Raw genomic sequence first — 21,755 nt, forward strand, 5'->3', positions numbered from 1 at the left:
GCGTGAGGATCGGGGACATGATCGAAACCACGGCGATTCTGGGTGTGGCGGCGGCCGCGTTGGGCATGGTCCTGACGCCGGGACCGACAGCGCCGCAGGCGCTGCAAATTAGACACAGCCCCGGCGTCCGGTCCGCGGAGGCTACTACTACGCTGCCTAGTTATTACTCTCCCCAGCGGAGTGAGCCCGGTCGACATGGAGGACAACCCGTGACTGCCCTGAAAGCTGTGACCGCCTCGACGGGGGCGCGTCGTCGCATGGTTTCGGTTGCCGCGCTCGCCGCCGGAGCGGCGCTCGTGCTGTCCGGCTGCGGCGCAGGCCAGATCTCACAGACCGCGACCCAGGTCGCCGCGGTCAACGGCAACCACGCCGATATCGACCGGATCTCGCTGCGCAATGTGCATATCGTCTTCCCGGCAGCGGGTACCGAGTACACCAATGCCAAGGGTGGCAAGGCGATCATCGCGCTGTCGATCATCAACAATGGCGAGACCGTCACCGAAGAGCTGACCAGTATCTCGACCGACCTCGGTACGGTGAAGATCACCCCGCCAGCGGGTGACCCGACCTTCCGGATCGCCCCGCAGCAGACCGTCGTCGCGGCGACCTCGTCCACTGACGCCACCGCCGCCAAGTCCGACGAGCACGGCGTGACACCGTCCACCACCGCCGCGCCCACCACTACCGCCGCTCCGGCCGGTGACAAGACCACCGTCAATCCGGAGAAGAAGCCCGGCCTGATCGAGATCACCGGTCTGACCAAGGACATCACCCCCGGCCTCGCCTATCCGGTGACGTTCAATTTCAAGCAGAACGGCACCGTGACCGTGCAGGTCCCGGTCGACGCCGGCACGATGACCGAACGGCACGAGGGCCAGGTTGCCGCGACCGAGGGCGAGCACAAGGGCGGACACTGATCAGATCTCCGGGGCGAGACCGCACAGTAGGATTGCCCAGGTAACAACTGATCTCGTAAGGACGTCGGTAACTCGTCGGGCACGCACAATACTGTTCGAATGCCCGACCGCTTGCCCGGCTCATGACGTTCGAGGCATGCACGACCGGCAAAAGACTCGGAGAGGCGGGGGAGCACGGCTGTGGCCAAGACCAAGTCGGTATTCCGATGCTCCGAATGCCGGTACGAGGTCGCCAAGTGGGTGGGCAAATGCCCGGACTGCGGCGCATGGGGCACCGTCGACGAGGTAGCCGGAGCCGCGGCGACCGCAGCATCACCGGTCGGGCGCAAGGCCATGCTGCCGAGCACCGCCGCCGCGCCCATCTCGCATATCGATTCGAAGGTCACCAAGGCCAGGCCGACCGGTGTCGAGGAACTCGATCGGGTGCTCGGCGGGGGCATCGTGCCCGGATCGGTCGTACTGCTCTCCGGCGAACCCGGCGTCGGCAAGTCGACGCTGCTCTTGGAGGTCGCCCATCGGTGGGCCACCCAGCGCGACGAGAAGTCGCTGTATGTCACCGCGGAGGAATCGGCCGGACAGGTTCGGCTGCGCGCCGACCGGACCAATGCGGTGCACGAAAGGGTCTATCTCGCAGCGGAATCAGATCTGTCGGTCGTGCTCGGCCATGTCGAACAGGTCCGCCCGACACTGCTGGTAGTCGACTCGGTGCAGACCATGCTCGTCCCCGAGGTGGACGGCACCATCGGCGGCGTCACCCAGGTGCGCGCGGTGGCGGCGGCGCTCACATCACTGGCCAAGGCGAGTGGGATCGCGGTGCTGCTGGTCGGACACGTCACAAAGGACGGCAATGTCGCGGGCCCGCGCACGCTCGAGCATCTGGTGGACGTGGTGCTGCAGTTCGAGGGCGATAAGAACTCCACACTGCGCATGGTGCGTGGCATCAAGAACCGCTTCGGCAGCTCCGATGAGGTCGGCTGCTTCGAATTGCATGACGACGGGATCTCGTGCGTCACCGATCCGTCCGGGCTTTTTCTGCACCATCGCACCGATTCGGTATCGGGTACCGCGGTCACGGTGGCGATGGACGGTAAGCGGCCGCTGGTCGCCGAGGTGCAGGGGCTGACGGTGCACACCGAGATCCCGAATCCGCGGCGGGCGGTGAGCGGGCTGGACTACAACCGGGTCGCGATGGTACTTGCCGTGCTACAGAGCCGCGGGCGGGTATTCCTCGGCAAGCACGACGTGTACGCGGCGACCGTCGGTGGCATGCGCCTGCTGGAGCCCGCCGCGGATCTCGCTGTGGCACTTGCCATTGCGAGTGCCGAGCGCGATCAGGCGCTGCCCGTCGGCTGGGTCATCCTCGGTGAGGTCGGGCTGGCGGGTGAGGTGCGCCGGGTCACCGGCCTGGAGCGCAGACTCGCCGAGGCCGAACGCCTCGGCTTCACCACCGCCCTGGTGCCACCCGGTCTGGCACGCACCAAGAGCGGCATGAAGATTCACGAGGTGACCGACGTCAAGTCGGCCATCCGCCTCGCTGGTCTCCGCAAACAGCGCACCCCACCCACCGAGACCGCTCCCGACTTCTGACCCGATGTCGGCTGTCGCACAATCCGAGTGATCACGTACAACCAATGGCTATTCCACACAAGCCACAGCGCTTGATGCCGAAACTCTGAACGCGCGATCATGCCGTCACACCGCTGTCGCAGCGGAGGATCACATCACCTAGCGGTAGGCATGCTTTCCCTCGACTGCCCATATCGGCATCTGCGGCAGCGTCGGGGTCAGGCGATGTTGAAGGGTTCGGCGGCGCTGCGTAGGGAGCCGAGTTGGGCTACCACGGCGTAGGCGCCGGGAGGGACTTGGACGCGGTCGCCTGCACAGTTGGGTTGGGAGGTCGAGCCGGACCAGGTGACCATGAAGGCGGCCTGTTCACCGCGGTTCAGGGTGCGGACATCGGGGGCGCCGTCCGGGTAGCAGTCGGTGCTCGACCACAGGCGGCGCTGGCCGTCGAGCGTGGTCACCGAGACCTGCTGGAGTCCGGAACCGACATCGCGGGAACAGGCCGTGGATGAGATATTGGTGATCACGATGCCGAATACCGGATTCTCACCGGTCTTGTAGGTCGGCTGCTCGACGGTCACCTTGACCGCGAGCGACTGATCCGGGCAGGTGCCCGCGGCGACCTGACTGGCGCTCGCCGCCGCGGTGGTACTGCCGGAGGGCTTCGCACTGGATTCGCCGGTAGTCGGTGGCGGCGGGGAGGACGTGCCCGCGGGCTTACTCGTCGCCGACGCGGAACTCGTCGCGGCCGCCTGTGTCGTACCGGGCGAATCGCCGCCGCGCGTGACCGTCAATACCAACCAGATCACCAGTGCGAGCGCCACGACCAGGATGCCGATGGCGAGCGCGCGGCGTCGCCAATAGATCTCCGGAGGCAGCGGTCCATTCGGTTCCAGCACGGAATCAACGGTAAGGGCACGATCCGGTGCAGCGACTCAGGACCCCGGCGTGTCGGATCGGAAAAGGCACGCGCGGCAGGTAAATTCCGCTGCCACGCCAGATATCTCGGATCGGCCGTTTCAGGCCAGCTCACCGATATTGCCGACGACCCGCTGCAACTTCACCTCGCCCTCGGCGAGTTTGTATGTGACACAGGCGATCGCGCACTCACCCGTCGCCACGCGCTGCGAAATGATCATCGAGCGCTGCATGAGCAACCGGCTGGTCTCCACCACATGCCTGGCCTCCATCTCGTCGACAGTGGACAGTCCCTCCCTGCGCCCGACCAGAATCGACGGCGTGACCCGCTCGACCACACTGCGGATGAATCCGCCGGGCACCTCGCCGCCGTCCAGTGCGTCGATGGTGGCCTTCACCGCACCGCAGCTGTCGTGTCCGAGCACCACGATCAGCGGCACATTCAATACCTGCACCCCGTACTCGATCGAGCCGAGCACCGAACTGTCCACCACATGGCCCGCCGTGCGCACCACGAACATATCGCCGAGGCCCTGGTCGAAGATCAGCTCGGCCGCCACCCGGGAGTCACCGCAGCCGAACAGGATCGCGTGCGGGTGCTGGCCGCCGACGAGCTTGGCCCGGTCGACCGCGCCCTGACTAGGATGCAGCAGCGTGCCGTTCACAAAGCGCTCATTGCCCTCGCGAAGGGATTTCCAGGCACTGATCGGGTTGGAATGCGGCATACCGACCATTGTGCACATGGCAGTGGTTACCAGCGAGTCTGTTTCGTTACGGCTCGGCAAATATCGACCGGCCGCGGGACAGTAGGAACGGTGAGGACAGTGTCGGAGGGCGGCGCAGCGCAACAGCGTGCAAGCGGAGAACCCACGATTACGACGGGGACTAACCGAGTGGATGCCGAATCGTTGCTGGACTGGTACCGGGCGACCGCGCGGGATCTGCCGTGGCGGCGCGAGGACGTCACCGCCTGGCAGATCCTGATGAGCGAAATCATGCTGCAGCAGACGCCGGTGGTGCGGGTGGAACCGATCTGGCGGGAGTGGGTCGCGCGCTGGCCGGTCCCCTCCGCCATGGCGGCTTCATCGCAGGCCGAGGTGCTGCGTGCCTGGGGCAAGCTCGGCTATCCGCGGCGGGCGTTGCGGCTGCACGAATGCGCCAAGGTGCTCGCCGAGGAACACGGCGACGAGGTACCGACCGATGTCGATGTGCTACTCGGTCTGCCGGGTATCGGCGCGTATACCGCGCGCGCGGTGGTCTGTTTCGCCTACGGACAGCGAGTTCCGGTGGTGGACACCAATGTTCGCCGGGTAGTGGCGCGGGCGGTGCACGGGCGGGCGGCGGCCGGTAATCCGTCCGCGCGCGATCTGCCCGAGACCGAAGCACTGCTGCCAAGCCGAATCGACCGTGCCGCAATGTTTTCCGCCGCGCTGATGGAACTCGGCGCGACGGTGTGCACGGCCCGCACGCCGGATTGCGCGCGGTGCCCGCTCCCCGAATGTGCGTGGGTGGCCGCGGGCAGGCCGGTCTCCGATGTGGTTCGCAAGACGCAGAAGTACGAGGGCACGGATCGGCAGGCGCGCGGTCGGTTGCTCGATGTGTTGCGCGACGCTACCGGTCCGGTCGAACGAATCCGCTTGGACCTGGCCTGGACTCGCGATCCCGGCCAACGCGACCGCGCCTTGGACTCCCTGCTCGTCGACGGCCTCATCGAACAAACCCCGGACGGGCTATTCGCGCTGGCAGGCGAAGGCTGAACCGGTCTCCCCGGGGGCCACTGTCTCACTCGGGGTGGTCGAGAACCCTACGGAGGAAGGCTTCGACCTCGGTGCGGTAGCGCTCGGGCTGGTCGTCGTGCACCAGGTGGCCGGAGTTCGGAATGCGGACGTAGGCGGCATCGGAATGATCGGCGGCCATCTGCCGCATCTGGCCCTCGGGGGTGATGGTGAATTCGCCCTCGATCAAGAGCGCGGGCGCTGCGACCGCGCGCCATTGCGCCCAGAAGTCGCGGGTGCCCCACTCCTCGGAGATATCGCGGAAGGTCGCGACCGAACCGTGCAAGCGGTAGCCGTCGGGGCCGTGGTCGAAGGAGTCGAGGAAGTACCGCCCGGCGACCGGGCCGAAGAAATCCAGCACCGCGTCCGCATCCGGAAACGGCGGCCAGGCCTCGATCATGGCCGCCCAGTTCGCGGCGGTGCGGCCACGGAAGTCGGGCGCGATATCCTCGACCACCAGTGCGCGCACCCGCTCCGGATACTGCGCGGCGAATACCCAGCCGTGCAGGCCGCCCATCGAATGTCCGATGACCACCATGGGTTCGGAAATTGCGGCCGTTGCCGCGGCGAGGTCGTCGATGAATGCCTCGGTGGTCAGCTCCACGGGCGCGGGACGACCGTGACCGGCGGCGTCGAAGGTGTAGACATGGCCGAACTCCCGCAGCCAGCCCAGCTGATCGCGCCAGGTGCGGGCACTGCCCATCAGTCCGTGCAGCAGCAGGATCGGAACCCCCGCCCCACCTTCGTCGTACAACACTGGAACATTTTGCCGCGCCTTCGGCGCGGCGGGTTCGCGGCCCCCTTCAGTCTCGCGACTGACCCTTTCGAGCGACCTGCAAGCAGTCGCTAGCGGCGCCGTCGAGACTCGCGACTTCGTCGCATGCGCTTCGACGGCTCGGACGCGAGACGGGCCGCGAACGGGTCGCTCGTAAGACTCGCTCCGTTGTGGTCGGTTAGGGCGGGTCGTTCGGCGCCTGATGTGCACGGGCCGGGCGGTCGAGTTCGGTGGCTGTGGCGTATGTGCTTCGACGATTGGGGCGCGAACGGGTCGGTGGTAAGACTCGCTCCGTGGTGGTCGTTGAGGGTGGGGCGTTCGGCGCCTGATGTGCACCCGCCGGGCGGTCGACTTTCGTGCCTGCGGCGTATGCGCTTCGACGACTCGGCTGAGTCGATGGCCGCGCCTTCGCATGGACGCGAGACGGGCCGCGAATGTCGCTCATAAGATTCGCTCCGTTGTTGCGGAGTCTCGCGGTCAACTCGCCTTCGATGGACTACGTCGCATGTGCTCCGCAGTACGCGCAGACGTATCGTCGGAGCCATGGCTGTTGTGAAGATAAATGCGATCGAGGTTCCGGAGGGCGCGGGCCCCGAGTTGGAGAAGCGATTCGCCCATCGCGCGCACGCGGTCGAGGGCTCGCCGGGCTTCCTCGGCTTCCAGTTGCTGCGGCCGGTGGCCGGGGAGAACCGGTACTTCGTTGTCACCCAGTGGGATTCGGAGGAGTCGTTCGCCGCGTGGCGGGACGGGCCCGCGCGGGAAGCGCATGCGGGTGAGCGCCAGAAGCCGGTTTCTACGGGTGCCTCGCTGCTGGAGTTCGAGGTCGTACTGGACGTCGCGGCCAAGTCCGCTTCCTGAAACCGCTGCACAGACGCGGCGGGCGACTCGCCCATCCCGGCCTGGGAAAGTCGCCCGCCGTATTGACGGCGCGTGCGACCGGATGTCACAGTTCGAATGATAAACGCGAGGGTGACGCGGTAATTCGGTGAGATTCCGAAGCGGTCGCGCCACTGTGTTCTTGCACCGAGTCCTTGGTGCCGGAAAGCCAGACACCGGCACCTTCGTACCGAACAACTCACGGGACGCGCATCCCTAGGAGGACTCGAATGGCTATCGCGCATTCACCGAGTCGGGCAACTGATTCACTCGGCACACTGCTCATCGCAGTAGGCGTCGTTCTTCTCGCACTGCTCACGCTGTACCTGGTCGGCTTCGATCAGGGCGTCATCTCGCGCAGCGGGATGTACCTGCACGAGCTCATGCACGACGGACGTCACCTGCTCGGTGTGCCGTGCCATTGATCGGATCGCTCGGGACCCTGCTGCTCCGTGGCCTGCTGGCCGGTCTCATCGCCGGTCTGCTGGCCGCGACAGTGGGCTATTTCGTCGGCGAGCCCAAGATCAACGCCGCCATCTCCATCGAAGAAGCAAATACCGCCAAGGAACAGGCCACCGAGCACACTCATGCACCGGCCGGGCATACGCACGGCGACGAGGAAGAACCGCTGGTCAGTCGGTCCGGGCAGAAGTTCGGGCAGTTCCTGGCGCTCGGACTCACCGGACTCGCGCTCGGGGCGATCTTCGCGTCGGTCGCGTATTTCGCACGCCGGTACACCACCTTGTCCGGACCGAAGCTCGCGCTCGGATTGGCATTGGCGGGTTGGACCGCGATCGTGGCGGTGCCGTTCTTCAAATACCCGGCCAATCCGCCCGCGGTCGGTGAACCGGACACCATCAACCAGCGCACCCTGCTGTGGCTGGCGGCGGTGCTGCTCGGACTGGCTGCCGTCGGTATCGGGCTGTACGTCTACAAACTGCTTGCCGCGCAACTCGGTACGGTCCGGCTGATCGCCGGGGTCGCGGCCTTCGTGCTCATTGTCGTGCTCGGGTACATCCTGTTGCCCGGCGTCAACGAGGTGAAGGACGACTTCCCGGCCGTGCTGCTGTGGCAGTTCCGTGCGATATCGCTCGGCGAGACCGCCACCCTGTGGGCCTGCCTCGGCCTCGGTTTCGCGGCACTCACCGAATTCGCCACGCGCGATAGCACTCCGGTACGAGAATCGGCCACTACCGCAGGCTGATCCGGAATTCGGGTCGCGAAAGGCAGTGTCGGTGCTATGACCGGCACTGCCTTTTCCGTACAGCCACGAACCGACGCACCACGGTCGGTTTCCGTGGCCTTCACCGCACTCGTCATCGCACTGCTTTGCGGTGTCGGCGAGGCCATTACCCATACCGCCGGGCAATTGGACCGCCTGGACGCCGATATCGGCTCGCTCGCAACAGGTCTGGCCATTCGCGCCGGCATCTACCTGGTGGTGCTCGGCGTTGCGGTCCGAATGGCGCGCGGCGCCCGCTGGGCCAGAATCGCGCTTACCTTCGGCATCGGCGTAATCGGCCTCGCCTCGCTGATCATCGAACCACTGGCAGCCACATTGTCCGCCAAGCAAATCAGCGACCTCTTCGACAACCTCACCGCGTCCGCAGTGATCAACGGCACTTTCCGCACCGGCCACATCTTGGCCGTTCTCGTCGCCATCCCCGCCATGTACCACCCAACCGCCCGCCGCTACTTCCGGCGCACAAATAGTTTGTCGCACCGGTAGTGGCACTCTCGCACAGGCTATTTCGTCTGTGCGACAGAGTTACTGCCAGCCGGGACGGACCAGGCCGGATTCGTAGGCCATCACCACGAGTTGGGTGCGATCCCTGGCGTCCAGTTTCATGAGGATGCGGCTGACGTGGGTGCGGGCGGTGGCGGGGCTCACGAAGAGGCGTTCGCCTATTTCGGCATTGGTGAGGCCCTCGGCCACCAGGGTCATCACCTCGCGCTCGCGGTCGGTGAGTTCGGTGAAGGCGGCCGGCGGCGGTTGTTTGGCGTGCGCGGAGAATTCGGCGATGAGGCGGCGGGTGACGCCGGGCGAGAGCAGGGCGTCACCCGCGGCGACGACATGGACGGCCCGCACGAGATCGGCGGGCTCGGTGTGTTTGACCAGGAATCCGGTCGCGCCCGCGCGCATTGCTTCGAAGACGTATTCGTCTAGTTCGAAGGTGGTCAGCACGACCACCTTCACATCGGCGAGTTTCGGATCCTCGGCGATCATTCTGGTCGCGGCAAGGCCGTCCAGGACGGGCATTCTGATATCCATCAGGACCACGTCGGGGGTCAGGTTGCGGGTCATGCGGACGGCCTGTTCGCCGTTATCGGCCTCACCGACGACCTCGATGCCGTCCTGCGCGTCGAGCAGCGCGACGAAACCGCCGCGCACCAGGGCCTGATCGTCGGCAACCAGCACTCGAACGGGCCCGCCCGGCTCCCGGCCGGCTATCGAATCGTCTCGGAATCCTGCGTTCATCACGCCTCCTCCGGAGCGCCCATCTCAGACGGTAGCCGAGCCACCACGCGGTAGCCGCCGCTGGGTCGCGGGCCCGCGATGAGCTGGCCACCGAGGGCGTGTGCGCGCTCGCGCATGCCGAGAATGCCATTGCCGCCGCTCGGTCCGGACTTCGATTGCGTGCCGGTGACGCGGGCATTGTCGATGGTGATCTCGACCGAATCGGCGGCATAGCGGATGGTCACCGCGGCTGGCGCGCCGGGCGCGTGGCGGACCACATTGGTCAGTGATTCCTGGATGATGCGGGCCGCAGCCACATCGACGACGCTGGGCAGTTTGTGTGCGGTGCCGATAATGCGAGTGTCGACGGGGAGACCGGCCTGGCGGGTGCGCTGCAGCAGTGCGTCCAGGTCCTCGATGCTCGGGGCCGGGCTGCGCGGCGCGGGCGCGCGAGCCCCGGCGCGGACACCCGAATTATCTTGGGCCCCTTCGGATTCGCCGCGTGCGGGCACGGATTCGGGTACCGGCTCGGCCGCCGAGTCGCACCCTTCGGCCGTCGGGCTGCCGCTGCGGATCGCGTGCAGCAACGTATGCACCTCGGCCAACGCATCCTTACTCGCCGTTTTGATCGCGACGAGCGCCGATTCGGCCTGTTTCGGCTTCTTCTCGAAAAGCTCCAACGCCACCGAGGACTGCACATTGATCAGCGAAAGACTATGTGCCAGTACATCGTGCAACTCGCGGGCGATGGCGAGCCGCTGCTCACTGGCCCGCCGCTCCCGCTGCGCCTCCTCGTCACGACGGGCCGCCTCGGCCCGCTGCCTGCGCGCCACCAGCACCGCCTTGCGCTGGCGGATCCCCTCCGCGATCGCGACCAGCACACCCAGCCAGGCGATCATCCCGAAGGCCAGCCACGGGTCGGCCGGATGCCCGACCATCGTGGGCAGCGGCCAGACCAGCGCGAGGTAGCCGAGCGGCGCGAGCGGATAGGTCCACCAGCGTGATCCGACGATCGCGGCGCTGATGAACGCGATCACCAGCGAGACGAAAATCGGGCCGTAGCCATAGCCACACAGTAGGTACACCGCGCAGGACGCGATTGTCACGAGCAGCGCGGGCAGCGGGCGGGAACGGCGAAGCAAGAGCGCCACCGGTCCGATGAGCAACAGCACGTAGCCGAACGCGTCGAGCGAGTGCACCCCGGTCTGGCGCAGGTTGGCATTGCGTCCCGCGCCGACCTGGATCACCGCGACGACGAACGCGAGCGCCCAGTCCTGAACCACTGGGCCACGTTTCGATTCCGCTGGCGCTGTCACACTTGCAGCCTATTAGGCTCCCCCGCCTCCCCGAATCTTTTGCCGGTCGTAAGTGCGTCGAAACCCACGTCGCGGGCCGGCGGTCGAGTTTTCAGCAAGTCTTGGGCGTACCCGGCGAGTTACCCATGTTCGTACGAAATAAGCCGTCACGTCTGTCAAAACAGTGATCTAGGCCTAGGTACGTACGTCGAGCATCGCCGCGCGACGGATGTGTGCCCCCTGGTCGCGAGCGGACTATCAGTGCATGACAGATTCCATCGTGGTCACCGCGGGGCTGACCAAACGCTACGGCACCCACACCGCCGTCGACGGCGTGCGTATGAATGTCGCGCCGGGCGAGATCTACGGCTTCCTCGGCCCGAACGGCGCGGGTAAGACGACCACGCTGCGAATGCTGGTCGGTTTGATCCGCCCTACCGCGGGCACCGCCGTCGTGCTCGGACATACCCCGGGCGATCCGGCCGTGGTCCGCCGCATCGGCGTCCTCATCGAGGGGCCCGGCTTCTATCCGTACCTCACCGGCCGCGACAACCTGCGGGTCCTCGCGAAATACCGTGGCCTCGAGCGCGCCGACGTGGCCGAAGCACTCGACCGCGTCGGCCTCGCCAAGCGTGCCGACGATAAGTTCCGCACGTATTCCCTCGGGATGAAGCAGCGCCTCGGCGTCGGCGCGGCCCTGCTCGGTCGTCCTGACCTGCTGATCCTGGACGAGCCGACCAATGGCCTCGACCCGCAGGGCATGGCCGAAATGCGTGAACTCATTACGACTCTCGCCGGTGACGGTCATACCGTACTGCTGTCCAGCCACATGCTCAGCGAGGTGCAGGAGATCTGCGACCGCGTCGGGGTGATCTCCGGCGGGAAGCTGCTCACCGAATCCACGGTCGCCGAATTACGTGGCGCGTCTTCGCTTTTGCTGCGAGCCGAACCGCTGGAGGTGGCATTTCCCGCGGTGCGCCGGGTAGTCGGTGCGCGTTCGGCCATGTTGACCGCGGGCGGAATTCGAATCGAGGCCGGTGCGGGCAGCGCCCCGATGGTCGCGCGTGCGGTCGTCGAATCGGGCGCGGATCTGCTGGAACTGCGGACCGATGAAAAGTCCCTGGAGGAAGTGTTCTTCGAAATGACCCGATTGGAGCCGGTGAAATGAACGCAGAGACCATGAATGACCTGATGGCGAGCACGAAAGCGGAAATGCTGCGACTGCGGAAGTGGCCCGCGTTCTGGATCATTCTCGGCACCTGGATTCTGCTGAATCTCACCTTCGCCTACCTGTTCAATTACCTCGCCTACTCCTCCGGCGATATGAAGACGATGTCGAACGGCATGCCCAAAGACGTACTGCTGCACCAGATGTTGCCCGCCGCGGTCCCAGAGGTCTTCACCCAGGGCATGGCCATGTTCGGTGGTGCGCTGATGCTCATTCTGGGTGCACTGACCATCGGTAGCGGATACGGCTGGGGCACTTGGAAAACCGTGCTCACCCAGGGCCCGTCGCGAGCCAATGTCATCGGCGGTGCGCTGATCGGCTTGGCTGTCACGGTTATCGGGCTGGTGTGCGTCGCATTCGTGGTGGATATCGGGGTCGCCTCGATTATCGCGACGAGTCGCTCGCAGTCGCTCGCATGGCCCGGCCTCGGCCAGGCAGTGAACGGAATCGTCACCGGCACAACGATTCTCGGGATGTGGACGCTGGCTGGCGCACTGATCGGGGCGATCGCACGCGGTCCGGCGCTGGCCGTCGGGCTCGGGTTGGTGTGGGTGCTGGTGGTGGAGAATCTGCTACGCGGTGTCGCGGCGATCTTCAGCCCGATCAAGGTGCTCACCGATCATCTGCCCGGTACGGCCGCCGGTTCGATGGCCGGTGCGATGCGGACCGTCGACGGGCCGACGACGCCAGGTGTACTCGATATCCTGTCGCGGACTCAGTCGCTCATCGCATTGGTGGTGTACGTGGCCCTCTTCGCGGCGGCCACGACATGGCTGGTACGGCGGCGCGATATGGTCTAACCCCTCGGACACCAAAACCGTTGGCGGACAACAGTTCGTCAGCGCTTTCGATGCTCGATCGGCGCACCACCGAGCTCGCTCGACCCGTTGCCCGCCGTGGTAGTCGATGGTGGCTGCCGCCTTCGCACGCGGCGCACAGGCGTCGAGGGTAGGTTCGACTGCGAATTGTGATTCACACATCTTCGAAAGGATCGTGATGCCCACACGTACCGCGCGCACCGCTTGGACCGGTGGTCTCCAGGACGGCTCCGGCCAGGTCGAGCTGGCCAGTTCCGGTGTCGGCAAGTACGACGTCTCCTTCCCCAAACGCACCGCCGACGATGCCGCCGGCACCACCAGCCCCGAGGAACTGATCGCGGCGGCGCACTCCTCCTGCTTCGCCATGGCCCTCTCGGCCCAGATCGGCAATGCCGGTGGCACGCCGGAGAGCCTGGACGTCACCGCCGATGTGACCCTCGGCCCGGATCCGGACGGCGGCTTCCGCATCAGCGCCATCAAGCTCACCGTCCGCGGCCGGGTCTCCGGTATGGACGCCGACGGCTTCGCCGCCGCGGCGGCCGCCGCCAAGGCGGGCTGCCCGGTCAGCAAGGCCCTCGCCGGAGTGGACAACATCACCCTCGACGCCGCTCTCGCCTGACTTCCCGGCTCCTCGCACAGCGGGTGCGAGGAGCCCAGTGGTCATGCGAGCGACGCGTACGCGTACGCGTACGCGTAGGGCAAATATCGTCGGCAGGCCGATGTCCGGGTGGGGTGGCCGGGAGCAGGGTTGACGCATGAACATTCTCACGCAACCCGGGACCATGACCTTTCCAGCCGATCACTATGACGGCGGGTGGCATCCCTGGCCGTTGTTCTGGATCTTCCCATTACTGTTCTGGGCCACCATCATTGTCGTCTTCGTATTCGCGCGGCGGCGGTTCTGGGCACAGCAGAGCGGAATCGGCGCGCTGCGTACCGCATTCGCGCGTGGCGAGATCACCGAGGATCAGTACCGGAGTCGACTGGCGGTCTTACGCGAACGCGGTAGCAAGCCGCGCGGAAGCGAAACTCCAACCACCTGAGCCACAAGCATTGTCATGCCCGCCGCCCTGCCCAAAGCGGCGGGCACCCCGACGAAAGTTTGCCCGCAAAGTATCGGCCGCCGGCGCACGCCCGCATTCCGACACAATGACTTCGAATCACGTGAGACCGCACCATGAGCATGAGCATGACCTTCGGCATCGTCATCACACCGCGTACGGGGGCCGAATGTGCCCGTGTGGCACAGACCGCCGAACAGCAGGGTTACCGAACGATCCTGCTGCCGGACACCCTGAACACCCCTCCACCATTCCCGACCCTCGCGGCCGCCGCCGCGGTGACCACCACCGTCCGGCTGCGCCCGAGTGTACTGGCCGCTCCCCTGCGTAATCCGGCCGCCACCGTGCGGGAAACGGCCGCATTGCAACTGCTTTCGGACGGACGATTCGAACTCGGCATCGGTTTGGGGCGTCCCGATGCGAGCGCGGAGGCCGAGCGGCTCGGCGTGCCTTGGGGTTCGGCAGCCCAGCGACGCGAGCAACTCATCGCCACCGTGGATGCCGTTCGCGCGCAGGTAGATCCGGCGCCGCCGATTGTCGTTGCCGCGAACGGGCCTAGAATGCTCACTGTCGCAGCAGATTTCGCCGATCGAGTGCTGCTGGCCGCCGGACCGGAGGCGACCGAGGCCGATCTCGCCGGGATGGTCCGGATCGTGCGGGACAATACCGATCGCGAGGTGCGCTTCACCCATCAACTGGTCGGCATCGGTGCCGAACTGCCGTTCTGGTTGAGCAAGCGGCTCGGACTCACCGCGGCCGGACTGCGCGCGGCCGGATCAGCAGGTGTGCTCGACAGCGATCCGGCCGCCGTCGCCGAGGTACTCGAATACCGCCGCGAAAAGTACGGGATCGATGAATTGATCGTCCCGGGTGAACTGACCGACGCCTTCGCCCCGGCACTCGCCCTATTCACGAACCTGGCTGTCTAACCGCCTTCGACCGGAAGCCGTACCCGCCAGAAACGCCGCGGTCGCAATTCTCGCCACCGCGGCGTTGTGCTGATATGCACGCCCAACTTGCCTGCGAAACTACGTCCCGTCGGGATCAGCCGCCCGCCGTTCGGCATCGGTGAATCCATCCACCGTCTGTCCGGGCGCGGCCATACTGCGCCGCGCCGAATACGCCGCGGCCGATGCGAAAGCCCCGGCCGCCCCCGCCGGGGTAGCACCGTAGGTGAGCGAGCGCCGCGGATCGAATCCCAACTCGGACCCCACCGCCACCGCATCCATATTCGCGCCGAGGAATACGAAATCCCAGGTGTACAACTCCTGTTGCTGCGTGATCAGCGCCCGCACCGCGGCATGCGTCCATTCCCGACTGGAATTCTCGTGCCCATCGGTGAGGACAACGACGATTACCGTGCCCGGCCGCTCGTGCTCCGGTCGACCCGCGAGTTCCCGCCCGACATCGGTGACCAGCCGCCCCACCGCATCGTAGAGCGCGGTACCACCGCGCGGCGCCAGACTCAGCGGCGGCACCTCGACGATCGGCCGATTGGCATAGACCAGTTCGTATTCGGTATCGAACTGAGCCAGCGTCACCAGCGTCGTCTTCGGCACCTTGCGCTGCTCTTCGATATAGGCATCGAAGCCGCCCTCGGTATCGGTCTTGATCGCCTGCATGGAACCTGACCGATCCAGCAGCACCGCGATCAATGTCAGATCTGAATTTGTCACCTAACACCCCCGTGGTAGTTGTCGGAATAACCGCTCCCCACGGTACGCCGCCGCTCGAACATGCGAATTCCAGAAAAAATGCCGCCCACCGGAGAAACCGGTGGGCGGCATTTCCAGCCATTGCGACTTACTCGCCGGCGGCCTCGGCGCCGGTGCCTTCGCCCGCACCCGTGAGCACGACCTCCGGCTTCTCCTCGGTCGCGGGCTTCTTGGTCAGCTTCGCCTTACCGGTGAAGGTGAACTTGGCATCCTCGCCGGAGCCCTCGCCGTCCCAGCCCTCGACATCGACCACGATGGTCTGTCCCGGACCGATCTCGCCGAAGAGGATCTTCTCCGACAGCTGGTCCTCGATCTCGCGCTGGATGGTCCGACGCAGCGGCCGAGCACCGAGCACCGGATCGAAGCCGCGCTTGGCCAGCAGGGCCTTGCCCCGCTCGGACAGCTCGATCTCCATGTCCTTGTTCCGCAGCTGCGTGGCGACGCGACCGATCATCAGATCCACCATCTCCACGATCTGATCCGTGGTGAGCTGGTGGAAGACGATCACATCGTCGATACGGTTGAGGAACTCGGGCCGGAAGTGCTTCTTCAGCTCATCGTTGACCTTGAGCTTCATCCGCTCGTAGTTCGAACCCTCGGCGTTGGACTGGGTGAAGCCCAAGCCGACCGCCTTGGAGATGTCCGAGGTACCCAGGTTCGAGGTGAAGATCAGCACGGTGTTCTTGAAGTCGACCGTACGACCCTGGCCGTCGGTGAGACGACCGTCCTCGAGGACCTGCAACAGGGTGTTGTAGATCTCCTGATGTGCCTTTTCGATCTCGTCGAACAAAACGACCGAGAACGGCTTGCGGCGCACCTTCTCGGTGAGCTGGCCGCCCTCTTCGTAGCCCACGTACCCGGGCGGGGCACCGAAGAGCCGCGATGCGGTGAAGCGGTCGTGGAACTCGCCCATATCGATCTGGATGAGCGCATCGTCGTCGCCGAACAGGAAGTTCGCCAGCGCCTTGGACAGCTCGGTCTTACCGACACCGGACGGACCGGCGAAGATGAACGAGCCCGACGGACGCTTCGGATCCTTCAGACCGGCGCGGGTGCGACGGATCGCCTTCGACACGGCCTTGACCGCGTCCTCCTGGCCGATGATCCGCTTGTGCAGCTCGTCCTCCATGCGGAGCAGACGGGTGGTCTCCTCCTCGGTGAGCTTGAACACCGGAATACCGGTCCAGTTGGCCAGCACCTCGGCGATCTGCTCGTCGTCGACCTCGGCCACCACATCAAGATCACCGGAGCGCCACTGCTTTTCGCGCTCGGCACGCTTGGCGACCAGCTGCTTTTCTTTATCGCGCAGCCGCGCCGCCTTCTCGAAGTCCTGCGCGTCGATGGCGCTTTCCTTCTCCCGGCGTGCATCGGCGATCTTGTCGTCGAATTCGCGCAGGTCCGGCGGAGCCGTCATGCGACGGATGCGCATGCGCGCACCGGCCTCGTCGATCAGGTCGATCGCCTTGTCCGGCAGGAACCGGTCGTTGATGTAGCGGTCGGCCAGCGTCGCGGCGGCAACCAGCGCGCCATCGGTAATGGAGACCCGGTGGTGCGCCTCGTAGCGGTCACGCAAGCCCTTGAGGATATTGATCGTGTGCTCGACCGTCGGCTCGCCGACCTGCACCGGCTGGAACCGGCGTTCCAGGGCGGCATCCTTCTCGATGTACTTGCGGTACTCGTCGAGGGTGGTCGCACCGATGGTCTGCAGCTCCCCGCGGGCCAGCTTCGGCTTCAGGATCGAAGCAGCGTCGATCGCGCCCTCGGCGGCACCCGCGCCGACGAGCGTGTGCAGCTCGTCGATGAACAGGATGATGTCGCCGCGGGTGTTGATCTCCTTGAGCACCTTCTTCAGACGCTCTTCGAAGTCACCGCGGTAGCGGCTACCGGCGACCAGGGAACCCAGGTCGAGGGTGTAGAGCTGCTTATCCTTCAGCGTCTCCGGCACCTCACCGTTGACGATGGCCTGCGCCAGACCCTCGACCACGGCGGTCTTACCGACACCGGGCTCACCGATGAGGACCGGGTTGTTCTTGGTGCGGCGGCTCAGCACCTGCATGACGCGCTCGATCTCCTTCGAGCGGCCGATGACCGGGTCGAGCTTGCCCTCGAGGGCGGCCTGGGTCAGGTTGCGACCGAACTGGTCGAGCACCAGCGAGGTGGACGGGGTCCCGGCCTCGCCGCGCGAGCCGGATTCCACCGGCTCCTTGCCCTGATATCCGGACAGCAACTGGATGACCTGCTGGCGCACCCGGTTGAGATCCGCACCCAGCTTCACCAGCACCTGCGCCGCGACACCCTCACCTTCGCGGATCAGGCCGAGCAGGATGTGCTCGGTGCCGATGTAGTTGTGGCCGAGCTGCAGCGCCTCGCGCAGACTCAGCTCCAGCACCTTCTTGGCCCGCGGGGTGAACGGGATGTGACCGGACGGGGCCTGCTGGCCCTGGCCGATGATCTCCTCCACCTGGCTGCGCACACCCTCCAGCGAAATACCAAGGGATTCCAGCGACTTCGCCGCTACGCCCTCGCCCTCGTGGATCAACCCAAGCAGGATGTGCTCGGTGCCGATGTAGTTGTGGTTGAGCATCCGGGCCTCTTCTTGGGCCAGGACAACGACACGCCTCGCGCGGTCGGTAAACCTCTCGAACATCGCTCCCTCACTCTCCTGCTCCGACATTCTGGCGTCCGACGCTTCGTTGGCGTCAGCCTGCCATGAAGCCCGGGGGTTGCGGCCCCGGCCTCCACTCTAGTTGGCAGGGGATTACGCCGCCTCCAGTCCACCCTATTGCGGACCGGCGACAGCACGGTCATTCACTCATAACGTGCTCGTTGCGGGATACGTTTCCGCTGGGGTTTTGCCCTCAGCGAAATCGCCGGTCGCCGCTTCCCAGCGGTGGTGTTACCCGGTGAACGGCGGGACGAACTCGCACGGCACCTCACGCACATGCGCTGGATCGAGGGCATTCAGGACGAACCGAGCGGTGCGCGGACTGCCCGCGATCGCCAGATGTTCGGAGAAGTCCGACGTGCAGCCGTCCTGAACCACGATATTGGTCGTATTCGGACCCGGCACGAAGCCCGAGTCGTACGGGACGACGATCTCGTCGAGACCGGCCATGATGTTGGTGTAGGTGATGCCGGGAACGTAAACGCCATCGCTGTTCAAATCCCGCAGGAAGGGCGAGTCGCGCAGTAGCTCGGTGCATGCCGCACACAGCGAATCCACCGCCGCTAGGAAGTAGGGCCCGGCGCCGAGCCGGTCGGCGAAGGCGGCCACATCCGCGCCGCCGCCCGCGTTGGTACCGCGCCAGGCCGGTGCGATCGATACATATTTATCGATCTTGTCCGCCCCACCGAGCCGCTTGGCGTAGTAGTTCGGCATTATTGTGCCCTGCGAATGCCCCACCACATCCACCTTGCTCGCCCCGGTCGACGCCAGCACCCGATCCACGAACGCGCCGAACTGCACCGCACTCTGTTCGATCGGCAGCATTCCACCCACCGCCGAGATCGGCCACGGCAGCTCGTAGGCGCCATAAGTCAGCGCGAATACGCAGTAACCTTCGTTCGCGAGCAGCGGCGCGTAGAGACCCCAATTCGTCTGTGCCCCACCACCGGTACCGTGCGCGAGCACCACCGGATTCGGATGCGCCGCACTGGGCCGACAGCCCCAATCATTCGATCCCGGCAGTGAGCCACCAGGATGCACCAGCTCATTCGGGATCCCCGCAAAGAAGTTGTAGTCGACCGGATACTCGGCCTGCGCATTACCACTCGCCCCGACCCACAGCACGGCCAGCACGGCAATGACGAGTGCGGACCGGGGAACACGCCGCATGGAGACCTCCCACATCTGGAACTTGTTCCAGAACGTAACGCAACTTATCGCCCCCGGCGGCGAGTTCGCGCAAGTCCGCGCGCAAATCTCGCTCCCCTCCCGATGCACATCACCTGGGCAGCCGATTCCATTGCACCGTCGGCCGAAGAGGCGCTGACCACATTATCTGGCGCCTCAGCAAGGTAGGGCCGGCTCCGAAAGAGGCACGATCGAAGCGCGACGGGCCGTTGCGGGCGTCCGGTACCGAAACACACCGTTTTCGCCCCGCAGACGGCCTGTCGGGCCCGTTCTCGCCGCGCTGAGGCACTCAGCTTGGGGCACTCGTCTCGAGGCGATGACTCGCACTACGGAATCCGACGTGCCTACGTGTAACCGTCCGCGAGAATGTGCTCCGCCCTGTCGGATTCGGAGTTCACATACCAAACCGCCGTCGGCGGGCCGATCGCTGATCGACCCGCCGACGGCGGCAGAGAACCAGTGGTGTTGCGGTTGGCTCCTAGGCGAGAAAACGCGCACCCGCCGGCTGCGAATTGGACGGTCCGAATCCGTACTGCTGGGCCATGATCGGCGCCCGGTACGGCTGACCGACGGTCTGCGGACCGACGCCGGCCATCGGCTGCGCCTGCGAAACCTGCTGCGCGCCAACCGAGCCTGCGGCCTGGGTGCGGCCGTGCTGCATTCCGGCCACGAACAGCGCGCCGGTCAGCACCAGGAAGGCCAGTGTGTGCAGGATCGCGCGGAGGGTATTCCAACGGACCCAAGCGGATTCGTAATCGGCCCGTACCTGTGCCAGGTCACCGATCTGTGCCGGATCGCCCGCGGCGGCCAGTTGATCGTTCAGTGGAACATTCAGTCCGGAGGTGACCACGAAGGCAATCACATTGAGCGCCAAGGCCACACCGATCCAGATCAACGTGGTGCGATGTTCCTTGCCCAGGTGCAGCGCCGCCGCGAGGAGGGTGAAGCCGACAGTGCCCATGAACCCGATCATGAACCACGGGTTGATAATGACCACATTGATCTTCTGCATCACATCGATCATCGCGCGATCATCGGTGCGGTTCAGCGCGGGCATCACCGATATCGCGTAGGCGTAGAAAACGCCCGCGATCAGGCCGGTTGCAAGCGTGGCCGCAACCAGCGCGGCGAGTCGTAGCGCGAACATGAATTTCTCCTACCTCGAAGCCCGGACCTGGTCCGATTTACTCGGTCCGGCGATGATTCCAGCACACCACCAGCCATCGCGACCTTCCATGGTTGAAGAGCTCGGCCACCTAAGCGAGCGTCCACGCCCGCCCGGGGTTACAAGTCGCGGTCGGAGATCAAACCACTCTGCATGGCCAAACCGGCCAGTCGGACTCTTTTCTGATTCTGCGGCAGATTTTCCACACCGAACTTGGCGAACAGGGTCCGCAGATGTGTCTTGATCGCATCGACGCTCAGGAACAATTCCTCGGCGATCTGTTGATTCGAAGCCGGAGTCGCGAAACCCGTGCCGTTCTTATATGGACGGCACAGCGCGATCAGTACCGAGCGCTGGGTGTCGGTCAGCGAGCGCAGCGTGGGAATAGAGCCGGTCGAGGTTCGGGTCGCATCATCGACAACGCCACCGAAATCGTGGAACGAGACCAGCGAGGTGCCGACCCGGATCCGATCGCCCGCCATCAGCCGCCGCCGTCCGACCAGTCGTTCCCCGTTGACGAAGGTGCCATTGCGGGACAGGCCGTCATCGACGATCGTCCAGTGCGCGCCGAGATATTCGACCGCCGCATGCACCCGCGAGACCTCCGCGTCCCAGCGCAGCGCCAAATCGGCCTGCGGGGAACGCCCGATAGTGACGCGCTGCTGGTCCGGGGTGAGCATGAACTCCTGCTGCCGACCCGAGTCATCAGTGAATCGCAACAACGATCCGACGAAACCAGTCACTGCGCCGATTCCTCATCTCTGCATACCGCAAGTGACGCCCTTCGCACAGTTCCATGGTGCCGCTTCCTGGTACTGCGAGCAAGATCGAGTCGACTCCTGACCTTCCTCAGATCGAAGGCGTATCACAAAGGAGCCGCCGCCCAGGGCGTCGCACGATTCGCCCGGGCGGCGGCCCAAATAAATAAGAACTCAGCCCTTCGCGGCCTTGTTGTAAGCCTCGGTGATGTCGGCCGAGATACGCCCCCGCGCGGACACCTTGTGTCCATTCCGGCGCGCCCATTCGCGAATTGCCGCACTTTGTTCACGATCGATCGATACCCGGCTCTTCGGACCACCGGGAGCGGCAGCCGCGGCCTTGACCCGCCGCCGGCCACTCACGCGCCGAGCACTCGAAACCCACTCTTCCAAACCGTCGCGCAGCTTCGCCGCATTTGCCGACGACAGGTCGATCTCGTACGACACACCGTCGATCGCAAACTCAATGGTCTCGTCCGCGATGGACTCACCATCGACATCGTCGATCAGGCTAACGGTGACCTTCTTTGCCATGAGATGAACGTCCTCTCGAAATCGTGCGACCCGCATACTAGGCCGA

23 protein-coding genes and 1 riboswitch are annotated in these 21,755 nt (G+C 65.4%); of the genes, 12 read left to right on the forward strand and 11 right to left on the reverse strand.

All coding sequences use genetic code 11. From position 1 onward, the window contains the following. Both AB0J29_RS33615 and radA read left to right on the forward strand, forming a co-directional pair. Positions 1 to 917, forward strand: a 917-nt coding sequence (locus tag AB0J29_RS33615) for a hypothetical protein (RefSeq protein ID WP_364794700.1), incomplete at its 5' end; no start/stop codon positions are given. A 180-nt stretch (positions 918 to 1,097) separates the two neighbouring features. Further along, positions 1,098 to 2,504 carry a DNA repair protein RadA gene (radA, locus tag AB0J29_RS33620; protein WP_364794701.1) on the forward strand — a complete coding sequence of 469 codons (1,407 nt, stop codon included), beginning with the start codon at positions 1,098 to 1,100 and terminating at the stop codon, positions 2,502 to 2,504. A gap of 197 nt (positions 2,505 to 2,701) precedes the next feature. Here the strand turns inward: radA and AB0J29_RS33625 are convergent, their stop codons facing one another. Together AB0J29_RS33625 and AB0J29_RS33630 are read right to left on the reverse strand one after the other, a co-directional pair. Next, on the reverse strand, positions 2,702 to 3,379 hold the full coding sequence (locus AB0J29_RS33625; protein WP_364794703.1) for a hypothetical protein: 678 nt from the start codon (positions 3,377 to 3,379) through the stop codon (positions 2,702 to 2,704). A 120-nt stretch (positions 3,380 to 3,499) separates the two neighbouring features. Beyond that, positions 3,500 to 4,123, reverse strand: a complete 624-nt coding sequence (locus tag AB0J29_RS33630) for a carbonic anhydrase (protein WP_364794704.1) — start codon at positions 4,121 to 4,123, stop codon at positions 3,500 to 3,502. 168 nt (positions 4,124 to 4,291) lie between these two features. On the opposite strand from AB0J29_RS33630, the gene AB0J29_RS33635 reads away from it, so the two are divergent. Further along, positions 4,292 to 5,155, forward strand: coding sequence for an A/G-specific adenine glycosylase (locus AB0J29_RS33635; protein ID WP_364794705.1), 864 nt, complete (start codon positions 4,292 to 4,294; stop codon positions 5,153 to 5,155). Between the two features lie 25 nt (positions 5,156 to 5,180). Here the strand turns inward: AB0J29_RS33635 and AB0J29_RS33640 are convergent, their stop codons facing one another. Continuing rightward, positions 5,181 to 5,930: an alpha/beta hydrolase gene (locus AB0J29_RS33640; protein WP_364794707.1), complete on the reverse strand. Its 750-nt coding sequence runs from the start codon at positions 5,928 to 5,930 to the stop codon at positions 5,181 to 5,183. 561 nt (positions 5,931 to 6,491) lie between these two features. Here AB0J29_RS33640 and mhuD point away from each other — a divergent pair. From mhuD to AB0J29_RS33660, 4 genes are all read left to right on the forward strand, one after another. Then, entirely contained in the window at positions 6,492 to 6,806 is a 315-nt protein-coding gene (gene mhuD / locus AB0J29_RS33645; RefSeq protein ID WP_040686177.1) for a mycobilin-forming heme oxygenase MhuD, read from the forward strand. A gap of 65 nt (positions 6,807 to 6,871) precedes the next feature. Beyond that, positions 6,872 to 7,024: riboswitch (cobalamin riboswitch) on the forward strand. Between the two features lie 30 nt (positions 7,025 to 7,054). Next, complete coding sequence (locus AB0J29_RS33650; protein WP_040686176.1) at positions 7,055 to 7,249, forward strand: CbtB-domain containing protein; 195 nt, start codon at positions 7,055 to 7,057, stop codon at positions 7,247 to 7,249. Then, positions 7,240 to 8,028 (forward strand): CbtA family protein, encoded by a 789-nt coding sequence (locus AB0J29_RS33655; RefSeq protein ID WP_364794709.1) that lies wholly within the window; start codon positions 7,240 to 7,242, stop codon positions 8,026 to 8,028. Before AB0J29_RS33650 ends, AB0J29_RS33655 begins: the two co-directional genes overlap by 10 nt. A 36-nt stretch (positions 8,029 to 8,064) precedes the next feature. Beyond that, positions 8,065 to 8,553: a hypothetical protein gene (locus tag AB0J29_RS33660; protein WP_364794710.1), complete on the forward strand. Its 489-nt coding sequence runs from the start codon at positions 8,065 to 8,067 to the stop codon at positions 8,551 to 8,553. Positions 8,554 to 8,592: 39 nt separating this feature from the next. On the opposite strand, the gene AB0J29_RS33665 is transcribed toward AB0J29_RS33660, so the two are convergent. Next, positions 8,593 to 9,303, reverse strand: a complete 711-nt coding sequence (locus AB0J29_RS33665) for a response regulator transcription factor (RefSeq protein ID WP_364794711.1) — start codon at positions 9,301 to 9,303, stop codon at positions 8,593 to 8,595. After that, positions 9,303 to 10,598, reverse strand: a complete 1,296-nt coding sequence (locus AB0J29_RS33670; RefSeq protein WP_364794713.1) for a histidine kinase — start codon at positions 10,596 to 10,598, stop codon at positions 9,303 to 9,305. Before AB0J29_RS33670 ends, AB0J29_RS33665 begins: the two co-directional genes overlap by 1 nt. Positions 10,599 to 10,842: 244 nt before the next feature. Between AB0J29_RS33670 and AB0J29_RS33675 the strand changes: the two genes are divergently transcribed. The 5 genes from AB0J29_RS33675 to AB0J29_RS33695 all read left to right on the forward strand — a co-directional run bounded on the left by AB0J29_RS33675 (position 10,843) and on the right by AB0J29_RS33695 (position 14,613). Then, entirely contained in the window at positions 10,843 to 11,745 is a 903-nt protein-coding gene (locus AB0J29_RS33675; RefSeq protein WP_364794714.1) for an ABC transporter ATP-binding protein, read from the forward strand. Continuing rightward, entirely contained in the window at positions 11,742 to 12,605 is an 864-nt protein-coding gene (locus tag AB0J29_RS33680; RefSeq protein WP_364794716.1) for an ABC transporter permease, read from the forward strand. The genes AB0J29_RS33675 and AB0J29_RS33680 overlap by 4 nt, the downstream gene beginning before the upstream one ends. 196 nt (positions 12,606 to 12,801) lie before the next feature. Next, positions 12,802 to 13,242: an OsmC family peroxiredoxin gene (locus AB0J29_RS33685; protein WP_364499421.1), complete on the forward strand. Its 441-nt coding sequence runs from the start codon at positions 12,802 to 12,804 to the stop codon at positions 13,240 to 13,242. A 136-nt stretch (positions 13,243 to 13,378) separates the two neighbouring features. Then, on the forward strand, positions 13,379 to 13,666 hold the full coding sequence (locus AB0J29_RS33690; protein WP_364794718.1) for an SHOCT domain-containing protein: 288 nt from the start codon (positions 13,379 to 13,381) through the stop codon (positions 13,664 to 13,666). 134 nt (positions 13,667 to 13,800) lie between these two features. Next, positions 13,801 to 14,613 carry an LLM class flavin-dependent oxidoreductase gene (locus tag AB0J29_RS33695; protein ID WP_364794720.1) on the forward strand — a complete coding sequence of 271 codons (813 nt, stop codon included), beginning with the start codon at positions 13,801 to 13,803 and terminating at the stop codon, positions 14,611 to 14,613. 99 nt (positions 14,614 to 14,712) lie between these two features. Here the strand turns inward: AB0J29_RS33695 and AB0J29_RS33700 are convergent, their stop codons facing one another. From AB0J29_RS33700 to AB0J29_RS33725, 6 genes are all read right to left on the reverse strand, one after another. Beyond that, on the reverse strand, positions 14,713 to 15,360 hold the full coding sequence (locus AB0J29_RS33700; protein ID WP_364794723.1) for a vWA domain-containing protein: 648 nt from the start codon (positions 15,358 to 15,360) through the stop codon (positions 14,713 to 14,715). Positions 15,361 to 15,487: 127 nt separating this feature from the next. Beyond that, positions 15,488 to 18,046 (reverse strand): ATP-dependent Clp protease ATP-binding subunit, encoded by a 2,559-nt coding sequence (locus AB0J29_RS33705; protein ID WP_364794725.1) that lies wholly within the window; start codon positions 18,044 to 18,046, stop codon positions 15,488 to 15,490. 249 nt (positions 18,047 to 18,295) lie between these two features. Continuing rightward, the gene (locus tag AB0J29_RS33710; RefSeq protein WP_364794727.1) at positions 18,296 to 19,234 is read right to left on the reverse strand and encodes an alpha/beta fold hydrolase; all 939 of its coding nucleotides are present in this window, start codon (positions 19,232 to 19,234) and stop codon (positions 18,296 to 18,298) included. Between the two features lie 496 nt (positions 19,235 to 19,730). After that, positions 19,731 to 20,399, reverse strand: coding sequence for an anthrone oxygenase family protein (locus AB0J29_RS33715; protein ID WP_364794729.1), 669 nt, complete (start codon positions 20,397 to 20,399; stop codon positions 19,731 to 19,733). A gap of 137 nt (positions 20,400 to 20,536) precedes the next feature. Beyond that, positions 20,537 to 21,097: an FHA domain-containing protein gene (locus AB0J29_RS33720; protein WP_364794747.1), complete on the reverse strand. Its 561-nt coding sequence runs from the start codon at positions 21,095 to 21,097 to the stop codon at positions 20,537 to 20,539. Between the two features lie 252 nt (positions 21,098 to 21,349). Then, positions 21,350 to 21,709 carry an Lsr2 family protein gene (locus AB0J29_RS33725; protein ID WP_364499407.1) on the reverse strand — a complete coding sequence of 120 codons (360 nt, stop codon included), beginning with the start codon at positions 21,707 to 21,709 and terminating at the stop codon, positions 21,350 to 21,352. Positions 21,710 to 21,755: the final 46 nt, after the last annotated feature.

The organism is Nocardia sp. NPDC049707, from assembly GCF_040674855.1.
In the GTDB taxonomy this organism is placed as follows: domain Bacteria; phylum Actinomycetota; class Actinomycetes; order Mycobacteriales; family Mycobacteriaceae; genus Nocardia.